The sequence below is a fragment of the Sneathiella litorea genome, assembly GCF_009882915.1.
GTDB classification, from domain to species: domain Bacteria; phylum Pseudomonadota; class Alphaproteobacteria; order Sneathiellales; family Sneathiellaceae; genus Sneathiella; species Sneathiella litorea.
Window position 1 is genome coordinate 521,810 of record NZ_WTUW01000009.1, and the last position, 14,735, is coordinate 536,544.

The window sequence follows — 14,735 nt, forward strand, 5'->3', positions numbered from 1 at the left end:
TATGCCTCAGAAAAAGGAGCCGGCAAATGAAACTCCCAGAGGAAAGCCTCGGCTTTCTGGTAAATGACGTCTCTCGATTGATGCGGCGAAATTTCAATCGGCGGGCGCAAGGCTTGGGGCTTTCACTGGCCCAGTGGCGTGCCCTGGCCTTTCTTTCACGTCAGGAAGGGGTCAAACAGGTCACATTGGCGGAGTCGCTTGAAATCCAGCCAATCACACTCGCCCGCCTTATTGATCGGTTGGAGGAAGCAGGACTTGTCACGCGCCGCCCAGATCCGGACGACAGGCGTGCGATCCGGCTTTACCTCACGCCCCATGTCCAACCATTGCTGGATCAAATGTGGGAACTAGCGGCGGAGACCCATGAAGATGCGATGGCTGAGCTTTCAGGAGATGCGCGGGATAATTTGATTAAGGCGCTTCAGCAGGCAAAACAGAGCTTACTGTCCGCTGAAGACCGCCTATGCGAAGAAGATGTTGAAGAAACGGAAATAAACGGAAATGACTAAAAGCGTGCCTGAAGCCTCCGATCATCCAGCTAAATCCGCTCAGGAAAATACAGAGGTCCCTACCGATCTGAGCATCACATCGACATCACCGAAGAAATCAAGGCGTCAACACCGCTGGATGCGAAGCTTCCTCCTCCTCCTCGGCCCGCTCGTCGTGATTCTCGTCGGGGGATATATCTATTTTACAGGTGGCCGGTTTGTTGAAACAGATAATGCCTATGTGAAGGCCGACAAGGTAATGGTTGCGGCTGAGGTTTCTGGACTTATTTCCGCGGTTTCAATCAAGGAGAACCAGCGCGTCACCAAGGGCGATATACTGTTCCAAATTAATGATCACCCCTATAGAATCGCGATGGCTGAGGCGAAAGCCGGGATTGCCAATGCCCAAGACAAAATTGCCAGCCTCAAGGCGACGTACCGACAGAAACTTGGAGAACTTACCCTCGCCCGCACCAACATCACCTTTGCAAAGAAAGAGTATGAACGACAGGAAAAACTGATCGCGACCAGTGCTGTCTCCCGCAGTAAACTCGACGCAACCCGCCATGATCTCGATATTGCGGAGCAGCAGATATTCGTCATTAATCAGCAACTGGCGCAAATTAGTGCACAGCTTGGCGGTAATCCGGATATCCCTATTGAAGAGCATGCGCTTTATCAGTCGGCCCTGGCGGCACAGGAACGTGCGGCTCTTAACCTGGAGCGGACAATTGTGCGCGCTCCGTTTGACGGGATCGCCAGCAACACGCCGCAAATCGGGCAACAAGTTATTGGCAATGGCGCATTCAGCAGTCCGGTTATGAGCCTGGTCGCCGACAGCAATATCTGGATTGAAGCCAACTTCAAGGAAACCGACCTCACCCATGTCATGGCGGATCAGAAAGTGATAATCCATGTGGACACTTACCCGGATCTGGAATGGCAGGGAACGGTAGAGAGCGTCGCCCAAGCTACCGGTGCGGAATTTTCTGTAATCCCACCGCAGAATGCGACCGGTAACTGGGTAAAGGTCGTCCAGAGAATTCCTGTTCGAATTAAGGTCATGCCTAAGGAAAACGATCCTCCGCTCCGCTCCGGCATGAGTACAACCGTTGAGATAGACACCGAGCAAATCCGTCCAACGCCCGAAATCATCAAGACTGCACTCAGATGGCTAGGAGAAACAACCGCTGCCAAGGCCGATGAGGCCGCCTCCCTCAAATGACAGCCAGAGCCACTACGAGCACTACCCCTCTTGAGCGCGGCCTGATCACTGTCTCCATTATGCTGGCAACAATAATGCAAGCGCTGGACATGACCATTGCCAATGTTGCCCTCCCCCATATGCAAGGCGCCATGTCAGCAACACAAGACCAGATATCCTGGGTGTTGACGTCCTACATTGTTGCCGCAGCGATCATGACGCCACCTACTGGTTTTCTTGCCTCCCGCCTTGGCAGAAAACGGCTGTTTGTCACGATGGTGATCGGCTTTACCCTTATGTCTATGTTATGCGGCGCGGCGACCTCACTTAACGAAATCGTTCTCTTCCGGTTGTTGCAAGGCGTTTTCGGGGCGGGGCTCGTCCCGTTGTCACAGGCCGTGCTGCTCGATACCTATCCGACGGAGAAGCATGGCTCGGCCATGGCCATGTGGGGCATGGGGGTAATGGTCGGCCCGATCCTTGGCCCGACGCTTGGCGGATATCTTACCGAAACATATAACTGGCGTTGGGTTTTCTATATCAATCTGCCCTTTGGGATTCTGGCCTTACTGGGCATTTTAGCTTTCGTACCTGAAACGGTCCGGAACCGGACACGCAATTTTGACTATTTTGGCTTTGCGTTGCTGAGTCTGGCTATCGGCGCGTTGCAAATGATGCTCGATCGCGGTGAATCCCAGGACTGGTTTGCCTCAAACGAAATAATTATCGAGGCTGTCGTTGCCGGGCTTTGCTTTTATATGTTCCTGGTCCATATGTTCACCGCCAAAATGCCCTTTATCGAACCGGGCCTATTCAAGGATCGCAATTTTGCCGTCGGTCTTCTCCTGATTTTCCTGGTCGGTGTTATTCTACTCGCGACAATGGCGTTGTTGCCGCCTTTTCTACAAAATCTTATGGGCTTTCCGGTTCTGGTAACCGGATATGTGCTGGCTCCCCGTGGCATCGGCACCATGATCGCGATGATATTTGTTGGCCGTCTGGTCGGGAAAGTCGATAGTCGCCTGCTGATCTTATTTGGCATCAGCCTCACTGCCTACTCTCTCTGGGAAATGTCCTCATTCACTACCGAGGTATCCATCGCGACCCTTGTCTGGACAGGCATTTCCCAAGGTGTTGGCCTTGGCTTTATATTTATCCCATTGAGTACCCAGTCCTTCTCGACGCTCGCCCCGCATTATCGAAATGATGGAACGGCAATGTTCAGTCTGATGCGCAATATCGGCAGCAGCATCGGAATCTCTATTGTCTTTACGATGCTGAGCCGCAATACCCAGCTCAATCACGCCGGCATGGCCGATCTCATGACGCCTTTTCGAGATGCGATGGATACCGCCATGCTACCAAACGTCTGGAACTGGCATGTGACATCTGGGCTCACCGCATTAAATAGCGAAGTAACCCGTCAGGCAGCAACAATAGCTTTCCTTAACGATTTCACACTTATGATGTGGGTGATGCTTGCGGCAGCGCCATTATTGCTACTCTTAAAAAAACCAGTTAAAAAGCACTCCAACGAACCGGCCATGGCAGAATAGTCATTGCCACGATCGCCGATAATAACCACAATGGCGAAATCAAAAACAAGAAAATAGTCATAAAAACGGCTATCGATTAAAAGGAAAAATGACTCCCTATGCAGTATTTTAATTTCGATCCGTATAGCCTGCCGCCAGAAGCGGAAGCGCTACGGCAGGAAGTGCGTGATTTCCTGAAAACAGAGCTCGCGGATTATCCGGCTGTGTTGAGATCTCGTTCCTGGGCGGGTCTCGATCCCGATTTCTCCCGAAAAATGGGAGAAAAGGGCTGGATTGGGTTAACCTGGCCGAAAAAATATGGTGGTGCAGAGCGCTCCTTCTTTGAACGCTATGCCCTGCTGGAAGAACTTCTCGCATATGGTGCCCCGGTTGGCAGTCACTGGATCGCCGACCGGCAGAGTGGCCCCACCATCCTTCGCTTCGGGACAGAAGAGCAATGCCAACGTATTCTTCCGGGTATCATCAAGGGGGAATCATTCTTCTGCATTGGTATGAGTGAACCAGACAGCGGGTCCGATCTTGCCTCGATCCGCACCAAGGCGGACAAAGTCGACGGCGGATATGTCATTAATGGTACCAAGGTATGGACAACGGGCGCACATCATTGCGACTGGATGATCGCACTGGTCCGGACAAGCCCTCCCTCTGACAATCGGCACGCCGGGATGAGCCAATTCCTGATTAATCTTAAACAAACTAAAGGGCTTACCATCGACCCCATCCTGAATATCGCCGGCGAGAAACATTTTAATATGGTGGTTTTTGAAGACTTCTTCGTCCCTGAAAGTGATCGGATTGGCGCAGAAGGTGATGGTTGGCAACAGGTGACGGCGGAACTTGCGTTTGAACGCTCTGGGCCGGAACGTTACATGTCCTCCATCCAGCTCTTGATTGAGATGATCCGCGAAGCAAAACTGGATCCGAGCAAGCGCGCACAGGAACAGATCGGGCGCCTGATTGCGCATCTCGCAACGCTGCGGCGGATGTCCATTTCTGTTGCGGGAAAACTTGAAAGTCACGCCAATCCGGCACTGGAAGCGTCGGTCGTCAAGGATCTTGGCGCCATCTACGAACAGGATATGCCGGAAATTGCGCATCGCTTTGCCCGAACTGAGGCCAGCATGACCGCCGCAACTGATTTCGAGCAGGTTCGCGCCTACATCACACAAGCCGCTGTTTCCTTCTCCCTTCGGGGCGGCACTCGGGAAATTTTGCGAGGAATTATTGCAAGGGGGCTCGGCCTACGATGAATGAACTCCGTCAAATCATGGCCGATACGGTCGAGAAGTTATTCTCTGATCAGGTCACAAAGAAATTGAAAGAACAGGCGGAAGCGGCTGTCTTCCCGGATGCCTTGTTGCAGGCAATTACCGAAAACGGTCTGTTGCATGTCCTTGTACCAGAGAATATGGGCGGGGTAAGCGGCCAGTTCGCGGATGCAGAAGTGATCGCCCGCGCAGTCGGGCGTCATGCGGTACCGCTTCCTGTTGTGGAACAAATTATTTCGAATTACCTCCTTGCAAGCGCGGGGATTACACCGCCCGACGGGATTACCGTCTTTGCCCCCGTCCGAGACAGTGAGACGATAAATCTGCATGACGGCGCCGTCACAGGAACAGCAACGCGTGTTCCCTGGGGACGCAAGGCGGACCATATTGCAGTGGTCACGGACGAAGGAATCGCGCTTATCAAGGCCGGAGATTTTTCACTCACCGAAAACCAGAGCATCGCTTCGGAACCGCGTGATACCCTGGAATTCAATGGTGCAACGGCCATTGCCAGCGGCAGTCTTCCCTCAGGGATGACCGCTCATTCCGTCTTTGCTCTTGGAGCAATGATGCGGGCCTCACAAATGGCGGGGGCCATTGAATGGATTCTGGAAGCAAGCGTACAGTATGCCAATGATCGGGTGCAATTTGGTCGCCCCCTTGGAAAGTTTCAGGCAATTCAGCAGAATATGGCGGAAATGGCGGGCCATGCCGCCGCTTCTGGCGCAGCGGCTCTAGGAGCGTTTCAGGCAGCCGACCTCGCACATGAAGGCAATGTCGACAGTACCTTTGAAATAGCTGCCGCCAAGACCCGGATCAGCGAGGCGGCGGGCATTGTCACGTCCCATGCCCACCAGATCCATGGGGCAATTGGCTTCACCTATGAGCATGACCTGCATTTCCGTACTCGGCGCCTATGGTCTTGGCGGGATGAATTCGGGTCAGACAGCTATTGGGCGGACTGGATTGGAGGTCGCATTCTGGCACTAGAGGCCGATGACCTCTGGCCGTGGCTGACAACCCGACCGACATAAGAAGAAAGCTACAGATACGCGGCGAATGAGCGGTAAAGGGCACAGAAGATGCCCTGCCGCAATAGGGAGAAAAATGATGTCACTCGATCTGAAAATTACAAACGGTACCATCATAGATGGCACCGGCTCACCCGGTTATATCGGTGATGTCGGCATTAAAGATGGCCGGATCGTCTCGGTCGGGAAAGTTGAGGGGGATGCGTCACGCGAAATCGATGCAACCGGCCTTGTTATTTCTCCCGGTTTTGTGGACATTCACACCCATTATGATGCGCAGGTGATCTGGGATCGGATGCTCTCCATTTCGCCCTGGCACGGTGTGACGACAGCCGTGATCGGCAACTGCGGTTTTGGCGTAGCCCCTACCCGGCCCGAGCACCGCGTCAGTATCATGAGAACTCTCGAGAAAGTAGAGGGCATGTCCTATGACGCGCTCGCGGAAGGTCTTGGTAGCGATTGGCCCTTCGAGACTTTTGCCGAGTATATGGACGCAATTGAGGCTCGTGGGAGCGCGATCAACCTGGCAGTTCTTGCTGGCCATACCCCTATCCGAACATACGTAATGGGCGATGATGCGATGGAGCGTACCGCCATTGATGATGAAATTTCAAATATGGCCGAAATCGTCCGTGAAGCCATGGAGGCCGGCGCTATCGGTTTTTCCACATCTCAGGCAACGACCCATCATGGATTTGGCGGCAAACCGGTACCGAGCCGTCTTGCCGACATGATCGAGATGGATAACTTGGTTGCGGCAGCGCGCCTCGGCGGTGCAAAAATCGTACAGGCAACAGTTGGCCCGACACTATTTCATGACCAGCTCGCGTTACTTTCGCAAAAGCATGATATTCCGGTCACCTGGACGGCGCTCCTGTCCGGCATGTCCGGCCCCGGCTCGCATCGCCGTCATCAGGAGACGACGCGCAAGCTCCGTGCCGAGGGGGTAAAAATCCATCCACAGGTCGCCTGCCGTCCGATCAATTTCGATTTTGAGTTTAACGAGCCCTTCCCTTTCGAAATGCGCCCGTTATTCAAACAGATTATGGAAGCCGACAGCGAAGGCCGCAAGGCAATCTATCGCGATCCCGCATTTCGCGCCGCCTTCCGGGAAGATACGGCGGTCAACGCGCGCAATGCTGTTGCCGGCTGGATTGACCGCTGCGTTATTTCCATGGCGCCCGGCAACCCAGAATGGGAAGAGCGTCCGCTTCGGGAGATTGCCGAAAGCCATGGCAAGGATCCTATCGATTTCGCTCTCGACCTGTCACTAGAGACAAATTTTGTTGCCCGTTTCCGTTTCCCTATTGTCAACTATGATGAGGACGAAGTCGCCGAGCTTCTGCAGGATGACAATCTCATCCTCGGCCTTTCCGATGCGGGGGCACATGCGAGTCAACTTTGCGATGCCTGCTATTCGACTCATTTACTGGGCTACTGGGTCCGCGACAAGGGCACGCTTGAACTAGAACAGGCAATCCATATGCTGACCCAAAAGCCGGCAGAACTATTCGGCATAAAAGACCGCGGTATCCTAGCGGAGAGCGCTAAGGCGGATGTGGTGATATTCAATCCCAAGACAATTGCGGCAGGTCAGCTTGAGCGCGTCCATGATTTGCCGACGGGTGCCGACCGTCTAGTATCCCCTGCGAGCGGAATTCACGCCGTGATTGTCAATGGTGAAATGCTGATAGAAAACAATGAAAAAGTCGGTGATGCGAATATACTTCCCGGCAGGCTTCTCAGAAATGGCTCTGCTGCATAAAGGTAATATCAATTTAAGGTTGTCAGAAAATGTATAAACAGACTTCTTTCCCTAGTGTGGACTTTATGGTCTAATCTACGGTATCTATTATATAGGTCTAGCTAGTGCGTTAAAATCTACCTGATCGATGGAAGGCCCGGTTCAGTGTATCAATCTTTTATTCTGGCCCTGTTACGCAACCCAAGACAAATGGGGGCTGTTTTCCCAAGCGGCCAATCGCTGGCGCGGGCCATGGCGACAGCGGCAAACCCATCAGGAAAGAGGATACTGGAAATAGGGCCCGGCACCGGCGCCATCACGGAAGCATTGCTGGCCGAAGGTGCCTCGCGCGAGCAGCTGTGCTTGCTGGAGCGTGACGACAAGCTAGCGGCCTACCTCACGGGTAAATTTCCAGATATCCGGGTCGTAAATGGTGATGCCCGTGCGATCGCCACATCAATCCAGCCTAATGCTGATGCCACATTCGATATTGTCATTTCGAGCCTTCCACTGCTCAATTTAAAGGCGGTGGATAAAATCACTATTTTGGAACAGATTTTCGCCATGCTGGGCCATCAAGGTCTTCTGATCCAATATACCTACTCGGCGAAGGCACCAATTTCACCACTGTTGGCGAACCGGTTCGGGGTCAAGGGCGAGCGCGCCGCCATAATTTTCCGGAACCTGCCCCCTGCGAGTGTCTGGAAATACAGTTATCCAAGGAACGATGATTTACAACATTAAATCAATCAGGCTGTAATGATGTCTTAATGCCCTGGCTCACTATTTCCTGCTTTTCTGTTGCTATACCATCCAGAAAAACCACCAATATCTTCTTAATCAGATCATCCAGTGACTTCGACTCTTCTGCTTTGTCCAAGTCCGGGTGATACCAATTGACACTCCAGTTCAACGCTCCCAATAAAAGCTGCTGCATCTGAAATATATTTAATTCATTGCGAATCTCACCACTTGCCTGAGCCTGTTTCAGGATTTGGTTCCAGGCGGCGGCATATTGCTGGCGTACCGGCCGATGTTTCTCCCTAATATCCAGCGGAAGTTGACCAAAGATACGGATATTCAGGGCAATGAAATCATTGCGGACAAAAAGATAGAGCATATGGGTACGGATAGCAGCAGCGATCCGGCTTGTATAATCAGGATAATCTATTTCATTCTCAAGAATATAAATCACACCTTCTGCAATTTCGTTCAATCCACGCGACAAGACATCGTCAATAATTTCCTCTTTTGAAGAAAAATGATAATAGATGCTTCCCGCCTCGATTCCTGCCACTTCGGCAATGTAGCGCAAGGTCACGCCGTCATAGCCCTTCTTCTGCAGTGCCCGTGTAGTGGAAAGCAGGATATGAAGTCGAGTTTGGGCTGCTTTTGAGCGTCCCGCAATCTTGGGGGACATTGGCTCAATCGTTATCGCCGCGGGTTCACGCCCATCCCAAAGGTTATCTGGGCTGAGCAATCCATCGAGAAGCAAACTAACAGTGCTATCAGTATATTCACAAATTGAAAAACTATCCCGATCGAACCACACCGCCGTCCAGTTCAACGCCCCGACTATCAGTTGTTTCAGGGTGATAGCACTAATATCCGGCCTGATTTCACCTTTTTGTTGCGCATTTTTGAATGCGTTGGTCCAGAGATCTCCATAAATCTTAAAGCTACGCCGTTGACGCGCCCGCGCTTCCGGCGACAGTATGGAAAAGTTTCGCATGATGGCCGCTGTAAAGTCACTGCCGCCGAGGATCTGGTCCAAATGCTCGCGAACCATGCCCGTGAATGTTTCCTTGAAACTGGCACCACTCGCCTCACATTCCTGATACACAGTTGATACAGCATCAGTAATCTGCCGACAGCCGATATCGAATACATCGTCGAGCAAATCTTCCTTGGAGGCAAAATAGTAATAGAGGCTTGCCGGCTCAATCCCCGCAGCGGTCGCTATCTCCTTGAGCGTCGTACCGACATACCCGTTCTCACAAAATAGCCGGGCTGCGGCGTCGAGAATAGCTTTACGCGTCTCGAATGATTTCCGACGAATACGCTTAGGTCCGCACCCACCTTCCCATAATACGTTCACGGATCAATTGTTCCTCATTATACGAGATAACTGGACAGTCTATTGACCAGTATAATAACGTTATTTCGCTGCGAAGCGAAAAGCAACCAAGAATGATAAGTAAATCATCATGTAACTAGGAGATGCAAAAAATGCGGGGACTTTCTGGAAAACGCGTCATCTTGACCGGTGGCGCGAGCGGCATTGGTCGGCAAGTTGCCCTTCGATTTGCGGAGGAAGGAGCAGACGTCGCAATTTTCGACCTGGATCGCAGCGATGCCGATGAAACAGTCCAAATGATTGAGGCGGTTGGTGGCAGGGGCACATCCTATCAGGTGGATATCACTGATCGTGCCCAAATTGACAATGCTGTTGCGTCGGTGGAGAAAAATGGGCCGGTGGATATCCTAGTCAATAATGCGGGCTGGGACAGGATGGAAACCTTTCTGGATTCAGACGTGAATTTTTGGAAAAAGGTCATCGATATTAATCTTTATGGTCCACTACACATGCATCACGCCGTTCTTCCGGGCATGGTAAAAAATGGCGGCGGGCGTATTATCAACATCAGTTCTGACGCGGGGCGGGTTGGCTCCTCAGGAGAGGCCGTCTACTCCGCTTGCAAAGGGGGCATCATTTCCTTTAGCAAGACTGTTGCCCGCGAGCTCGCGCGTGACGGCATCCAAGTCAATGTCGTCTGCCCCGGGCCGACGGACACACCGCTTTTTGACGCTGTTGCCGTCGGCGAAAAAGGCGCGAAGATTGCCGAAGGGCTTAAGCGAGCGATACCCATGCGCCGCCTCGCCGACCCATCTGACTTTCCGGGGATCGTCTGTTTCCTCGCATCGGACGATGCAGGATTCATAACCGGTCAGACGATCTCCGTCTCAGGTGGCCTGACCATGCATGGCTAACTCACCGGTGTTTATATCGGACAATCTTTTCGGAAGTTGGGCGCACGTTTCTCACGGTGAGAAGCGACGCCCTCTTTCACATCCTCGCTCATAAAGCCCAGCATCTCAAAGGCTGTTGACGCATCGAAAATCGGGCCGGCCTGCCGCAACCAGTTGTTGAGAGTATACTTGGTCCAGCGAATGGAGGCTTGCGAGCCGTTGGCAAGGTCCGTCGCGATATTGAGCGCTGTTTCCTGTAACTCGTCATCCTCCACACACATAGAGACGAGCCCAATCCGGTCAGCTTCTTCCCCGCTGACCGCTTTACAGGTCAAAAGATAATATTTCGACTTTGCCATGCCACAGAGAAGCGGCCAGATTATTGCGGCGACATCCCCCGCAGCAACGCCAAGGCGCGGATGGCCGTCGACAATTTTCGCCGATTTTCCCGCAACAGAGATATCGGCCAGGATACCGACGACAAGTCCCGCCCCTGCCGCCGGACCATTGATGGCGGAAATAATCGGCTTGTTACAGTTGATGATGTTATAAACGAGATCTTTCGCTTCCTTCCAGGTACGCATGATCGCGTCCATGTTACCGGTCATATTCTCGATCATCTCGAAATCACCACCGGCAGAAAACGCCTTCCCCGCGCCTGTTACGATGACCGAATTGATATCCGGATCACGATCGACTTCCCGCCAGACATCCGTGATCTGGGTATGGGTTTCAGCATCGACAGAGTTAAAAGTTTCGGGTCGATTGAACGTAATCCTGAGCACGCGTGGTGCGGGATAGTCAAATTTTAGTTTGTCGTAAGCCGCATAACGGTCAGCCATCTCGATATCTCCCTGATAATTATTGTTATTTTACAGTGAAAGCATCCTTTGCATTTGGACTTTTCCCGGTTTCGATATGGGCAACCATATTGGGGTATATCTTGCGGAAGTCACGGAGAAATTGGTCAATCGGGGCATCCCGAAAGACTCCCCGATCATTCACATATTCCATATGACGCTGATCGTCCTGATTAAATTCATGGAAAAGAGCATCTGACTTACCATCAAAATGAAGCGGCTTCACACCAAAGCGCTTGCACAGCTCCATATTAAACGCTGGGGTAATCTTATAGCTCTTCTCCCCCAACCAGACCTGGACATAGCCGTGATAGATGAAAAGGTCCGTCCCCATTAATTCAGTCAGTTTGGGTGTGTTGAGGTGGTTTCGCACATCCGCAAAACCGAGAGCGGCCGGGATACCTGCAGCGCGCAGACAGGCGGTCAACAAGATTGCCTTCGGCACACAGTATCCTGACGCCTCTTTTGCAATTGAACTGGCCCGATAGGCATCAGGCTCCAAGGATATTTGATAAGGATCATAGCGCAAACCATCTCGTACAGCCTCGAACAGGCGAATAGTTTTCACTGTATCTGAGGCCGTAATTTTCAACCCTTTCAGCGCTGCCGTAACGAAGTCCTGAACCTCAGGTGAATCACTATCAACAAATGCCTCCGACTGGAGAAACTCTCTCGCTTCAGATGGAAAGTTATTATGTTGTGCCTTCATTATTTATCCTTTTTGGCGGCAGAACTTAGCAAACTCCACATTAGTTGATTACTTCCTCAGAAAGTTACTGTCAATAAACCGCTCCCTCTCCTTTGCACGCAAAAAGTTCATTGCGACAAGTGATTTATTACTCTTTAATATAAGAAATTGCTTATCGTTAATTTACGATCCGGCTAAAGAATAATAAACAAGACCAGGAGCAAAACATGGTCCACAGCCCTAAAACGGATTACGAAGTCATTGTAATCGGCGCAGGAGTTGCCGGGATATATCAAATCAAGCGCCTCATTGATATGGGCATCAAGGCAACCGTCCTGGAAGCAAGTGGTGACCTTGGCGGGACCTGGTATAATAATCGATATCCCGGTGCCCGCTTTGATTCAGAGAGTTATACTTACGGCTATTCCTTTTCAAAAGAAGTGCTGGACGAATGGCACTGGAGGGAGCGTTTTTCAAGTCAGCCTGAAAACTTACGATATCTCAACTTTGTAGCGGACAAGTTTAGTTTGCGCGACCATATGCAGTTCAATTGCAAGGTTGAAGCCGCGCATTTTGTGGAGAATAGTAATATCTGGCAACTTCGGGTGAACGACGGCCGTACACTTACCTGCCGGTTCGTGATTATGGCAATTGGCCTACTCTCCCAGTCCACCTTGCCGAAACTGGACGGAATGGATGATTTCAAGGGCGCATCCTTTCACACCTATTACTGGCCACATGACGGGATAGACCTGACGGGCAAGAAAGTCGGCATTATCGGCACCGGTGCCACCGCCATCCAGATTATTCCGGTCATCGCCGAGGAGGTGGAAGAGCTTTACGTTTTCCAACGGCGCCCCAACTGGAGCGCACCCTTGAACAACAGCGAAATATCAGAAGCCGAAATGACAGATATCCGCACTCGATATGATGATATTTTCGAAGCCTGCAACCAGTCCCCGGGCGGGTTCGTCCATCGTCCAGACCGCCGTTCCTTCTATGAAGTATCCCGCGAGGAACGATTGGCGCTATGGGACAAACTTTATGATGAGCCTGGTTTCGGAATTTGGCTTTCCAATTTCCGGGAAATTTTCATGGACGAGAAAGCCAATGCGGAATTTTCCGATTATATCGCGGACCGCATACGTCAGCGGGTGAAAGACCCTGACACGGCAGACAAGCTAATTCCGAAGGACCATGGTTTCGGTGTTCAACGTGTCCCCCTGGAAACCAATTATTTCGAAGCCTATAATAAGGAAAACGTCCATCTGGTTGATATTCAGGAAGACCCTCTTCAGAGGGTTACTGAAAGCGGATTGCGCACCGCAGCTCATGACTATGACCTGGATGTCATCATCTACTCCACAGGGTTTGACGCGATGAGCGGTGCCTTCGATCATATCGATATTCGTGGGGTTGGCGGGGATAAACTAAAGGATAAGTGGTTTGAAGCGCCCGCTACATTCCTCGGGATGATGATACATGGATATCCAAACCTGCTCATGCCGAACGGTCCGCAAAGTGGCTCAGCCTCAACCAACTATCCGCGCGGAATTGAATGCGGCGTTAACTGGTTGATGGATTTGCTGGCGTATATGCGGGACCATGATTATATCCGCGCTGAACCGACAAAAATGGCTGAGCAGGAATGGACTGCTGAAGTTGTGGAAATGTATAAAATTATGCTGATGCGTAAAGCCAAATCCTGGTTTACCGGCTACAACTCTAATGTAGAGGGCCATGAGGCCGGCCATATCCGCCATCTCGTCTATAACGGCGGCGCGCCTAAATATATGGCCCGTCTGCGGACCGTGGCGGCTTCAGGCTATGGAGGCATCGAATTTGAAGGTGAACCAGCGGATCCGCAGGAAAAACCGCTCCAGTCGACGGCATGAAACAGGCTCGATCTAGGACAGCTTTACGACGGCCTTTCCGATCATCGACCGATTTTCGATCTGTTCGAGCGCGCCGGGAACCGCCGCCAGATCATCAAGCGGTTGCGCCGGCACTTTAAGGGCACCTTTTGCAACGGCATCCATTACAACTTTCGCCGCAATAGCGAGCCGCTCTGGTTTGTGCCAGCGATAGTAACCAAGTACCATTCCATGAACGGAGCGGTTCTTGACCAAAAGCCGGTTGGCGGCGAAAGCTGGAATTCCACCGCCCGCGAAACCAATAATCAGGTAACGTCCGTCCCAGTCAAGGCAATGCGCTGCGGTTTCCGCAAAATCACCGCCGACCGGATCAAGGACAATATCCACGTCCCGTCCCTCATTTGCCTCTTTCACGCGATCGCGCAAATCCGGACCATAAATAATTGCTGCATCTGCGCCCGCTGCCCGCGTGGCATCGGCTTTCGCGGTATCGCTCACGGCGGCAATCACTTTGGCGCCATGATACTTAGCAAGTTGCACACCGGTAAGGCCCACACCGCCGGCTGCACCCGAAATCAACACTGTTTCCCCTGGCTTTATCTGACCCTTCTCGACCAATGCCAGCTCAGAGGTGAGGGCAACCGACAGAACGGCCGCCGCCTGTACAGGATCGCATCCTTCCGGTAGGGAGAATACTTCGAATGATTTTGCACAGACATACTCCGCATGCCCCCCGTCATAGATCAGCGCGGCAACCCTGTCCCCGACACTGAAACCTGTCACTTCCGGCCCGAGAGCCGCAACCGTACCAACCACTTCCATACCTGTGGAAAAGGGAGGTTCATGCTTGTTCTGGTGTTTGTTTCTGCTCATCAGGACATCGACGAAACTGATCCCTGCGGCAATTACCTGAATTAATACTTCGCCATTGCTGGCAACCGGCCTATCCATTTCCGCAACCCGGAGTGAAGACGGTCCGTCATGTTTTGAGCAGATAAGGGCACGCATTTATTTCTTTTCTTTCTTCAACTGCCTGCTAGCGGAAAGGCACG

The 14,735-nt window shown here is 51.9% G+C and carries 13 protein-coding genes; 9 read left to right on the top strand and 4 right to left on the bottom strand.

The features are described 5' to 3' along the window. Positions 1-26 precede the first annotated feature (26 nt). The 7 genes from GQE98_RS16505 (at position 27) to GQE98_RS16535 (ending at position 8,035) form a co-directional block, all read left to right on the top strand. Entirely contained in the window at positions 27-509 is a 483-nt protein-coding gene (locus tag GQE98_RS16505; protein WP_161316804.1) for a MarR family winged helix-turn-helix transcriptional regulator, read from the top strand. Beyond that, positions 502-1,713 (top strand): HlyD family secretion protein, encoded by a 1,212-nt coding sequence (locus GQE98_RS16510; protein ID WP_161316806.1) that lies wholly within the window; start codon positions 502-504, stop codon positions 1,711-1,713. The genes GQE98_RS16505 and GQE98_RS16510 overlap by 8 nt, the downstream gene beginning before the upstream one ends. Continuing rightward, the gene (locus GQE98_RS16515) at positions 1,710-3,248 is read left to right on the top strand and encodes a DHA2 family efflux MFS transporter permease subunit (protein ID WP_161316808.1); all 1,539 of its coding nucleotides are present in this window, start codon (positions 1,710-1,712) and stop codon (positions 3,246-3,248) included. Before GQE98_RS16510 ends, GQE98_RS16515 begins: the two co-directional genes overlap by 4 nt. Before the next feature lie 98 nt (positions 3,249-3,346). After that, on the top strand, positions 3,347-4,498 hold the full coding sequence (locus GQE98_RS16520; protein WP_161316809.1) for an acyl-CoA dehydrogenase family protein: 1,152 nt from the start codon (positions 3,347-3,349) through the stop codon (positions 4,496-4,498). After that, on the top strand, positions 4,495-5,550 hold the full coding sequence (locus tag GQE98_RS16525; protein ID WP_161316810.1) for an acyl-CoA dehydrogenase family protein: 1,056 nt from the start codon (positions 4,495-4,497) through the stop codon (positions 5,548-5,550). Before GQE98_RS16520 ends, GQE98_RS16525 begins: the two co-directional genes overlap by 4 nt. A gap of 73 nt (positions 5,551-5,623) precedes the next feature. Beyond that, a complete protein-coding gene (locus GQE98_RS16530) occupies positions 5,624-7,312 on the top strand; it encodes an N-acyl-D-amino-acid deacylase family protein (protein ID WP_161316811.1) in 1,689 nt (562 codons plus the stop codon). A 144-nt stretch (positions 7,313-7,456) separates the two neighbouring features. Continuing rightward, entirely contained in the window at positions 7,457-8,035 is a 579-nt protein-coding gene (locus tag GQE98_RS16535; protein ID WP_161316812.1) for a methyltransferase domain-containing protein, read from the top strand. Between the two features lies 1 nt (position 8,036). Here GQE98_RS16535 and GQE98_RS18505 read toward each other — a convergent pair whose 3' ends face one another. Continuing rightward, the gene (locus GQE98_RS18505) at positions 8,037-9,389 is read right to left on the bottom strand and encodes a TetR family transcriptional regulator (RefSeq protein WP_161316813.1); all 1,353 of its coding nucleotides are present in this window, start codon (positions 9,387-9,389) and stop codon (positions 8,037-8,039) included. Between the two features lie 131 nt (positions 9,390-9,520). Between GQE98_RS18505 and GQE98_RS16545 the strand changes: the two genes are divergently transcribed. Beyond that, a complete protein-coding gene (locus GQE98_RS16545; protein WP_161316814.1) occupies positions 9,521-10,282 on the top strand; it encodes a glucose 1-dehydrogenase in 762 nt (253 codons plus the stop codon). 11 nt (positions 10,283-10,293) lie between these two features. Here GQE98_RS16545 and GQE98_RS16550 read toward each other — a convergent pair whose 3' ends face one another. Both GQE98_RS16550 and GQE98_RS16555 read right to left on the bottom strand, forming a co-directional pair. Beyond that, positions 10,294-11,103, bottom strand: coding sequence for an enoyl-CoA hydratase/isomerase family protein (locus GQE98_RS16550; RefSeq protein WP_161316815.1), 810 nt, complete (start codon positions 11,101-11,103; stop codon positions 10,294-10,296). A 25-nt stretch (positions 11,104-11,128) separates the two neighbouring features. Next, positions 11,129-11,830 (bottom strand): transglutaminase-like domain-containing protein, encoded by a 702-nt coding sequence (locus tag GQE98_RS16555; RefSeq protein ID WP_161316816.1) that lies wholly within the window; start codon positions 11,828-11,830, stop codon positions 11,129-11,131. Between the two features lie 206 nt (positions 11,831-12,036). Between GQE98_RS16555 and GQE98_RS16560 the strand changes: the two genes are divergently transcribed. Further along, positions 12,037-13,704: a flavin-containing monooxygenase gene (locus tag GQE98_RS16560; RefSeq protein WP_161316818.1), complete on the top strand. Its 1,668-nt coding sequence runs from the start codon at positions 12,037-12,039 to the stop codon at positions 13,702-13,704. A 12-nt stretch (positions 13,705-13,716) separates the two neighbouring features. Here GQE98_RS16560 and GQE98_RS16565 read toward each other — a convergent pair whose 3' ends face one another. Continuing rightward, positions 13,717-14,691 (bottom strand): NADPH:quinone oxidoreductase family protein, encoded by a 975-nt coding sequence (locus GQE98_RS16565; protein WP_161316819.1) that lies wholly within the window; start codon positions 14,689-14,691, stop codon positions 13,717-13,719. Positions 14,692-14,735: the final 44 nt, after the last annotated feature.

What these genes read in the sequence shown, in the direction of transcription:
- GQE98_RS16555 (WP_161316816.1), bottom strand. Translation starts at nt 11,830, where the DNA reads ATGAAGGCACAACATAATAACTTTCCATCTGAAGCGAGAGAGTTTCTC.
- GQE98_RS16505 (WP_161316804.1), top strand. Translation starts at nt 27, where the DNA reads ATGAAACTCCCAGAGGAAAGCCTCGGCTTTCTGGTAAATGACGTCTCT.
- GQE98_RS16550 (WP_161316815.1), bottom strand. Translation starts at nt 11,103, where the DNA reads ATGGCTGACCGTTATGCGGCTTACGACAAACTAAAATTTGACTATCCC.
- GQE98_RS16545 (WP_161316814.1), top strand. Translation starts at nt 9,521, where the DNA reads ATGCGGGGACTTTCTGGAAAACGCGTCATCTTGACCGGTGGCGCGAGC.
- GQE98_RS16560 (WP_161316818.1), top strand. Translation starts at nt 12,037, where the DNA reads ATGGTCCACAGCCCTAAAACGGATTACGAAGTCATTGTAATCGGCGCA.
- GQE98_RS16515 (WP_161316808.1), top strand. Translation starts at nt 1,710, where the DNA reads ATGACAGCCAGAGCCACTACGAGCACTACCCCTCTTGAGCGCGGCCTG.
- GQE98_RS16565 (WP_161316819.1), bottom strand. Translation starts at nt 14,691, where the DNA reads ATGCGTGCCCTTATCTGCTCAAAACATGACGGACCGTCTTCACTCCGG.
- GQE98_RS16530 (WP_161316811.1), top strand. Translation starts at nt 5,624, where the DNA reads ATGATGTCACTCGATCTGAAAATTACAAACGGTACCATCATAGATGGC.
- GQE98_RS16525 (WP_161316810.1), top strand. Translation starts at nt 4,495, where the DNA reads ATGAATGAACTCCGTCAAATCATGGCCGATACGGTCGAGAAGTTATTC.
- GQE98_RS16520 (WP_161316809.1), top strand. Translation starts at nt 3,347, where the DNA reads ATGCAGTATTTTAATTTCGATCCGTATAGCCTGCCGCCAGAAGCGGAA.
- GQE98_RS16510 (WP_161316806.1), top strand. Translation starts at nt 502, where the DNA reads ATGACTAAAAGCGTGCCTGAAGCCTCCGATCATCCAGCTAAATCCGCT.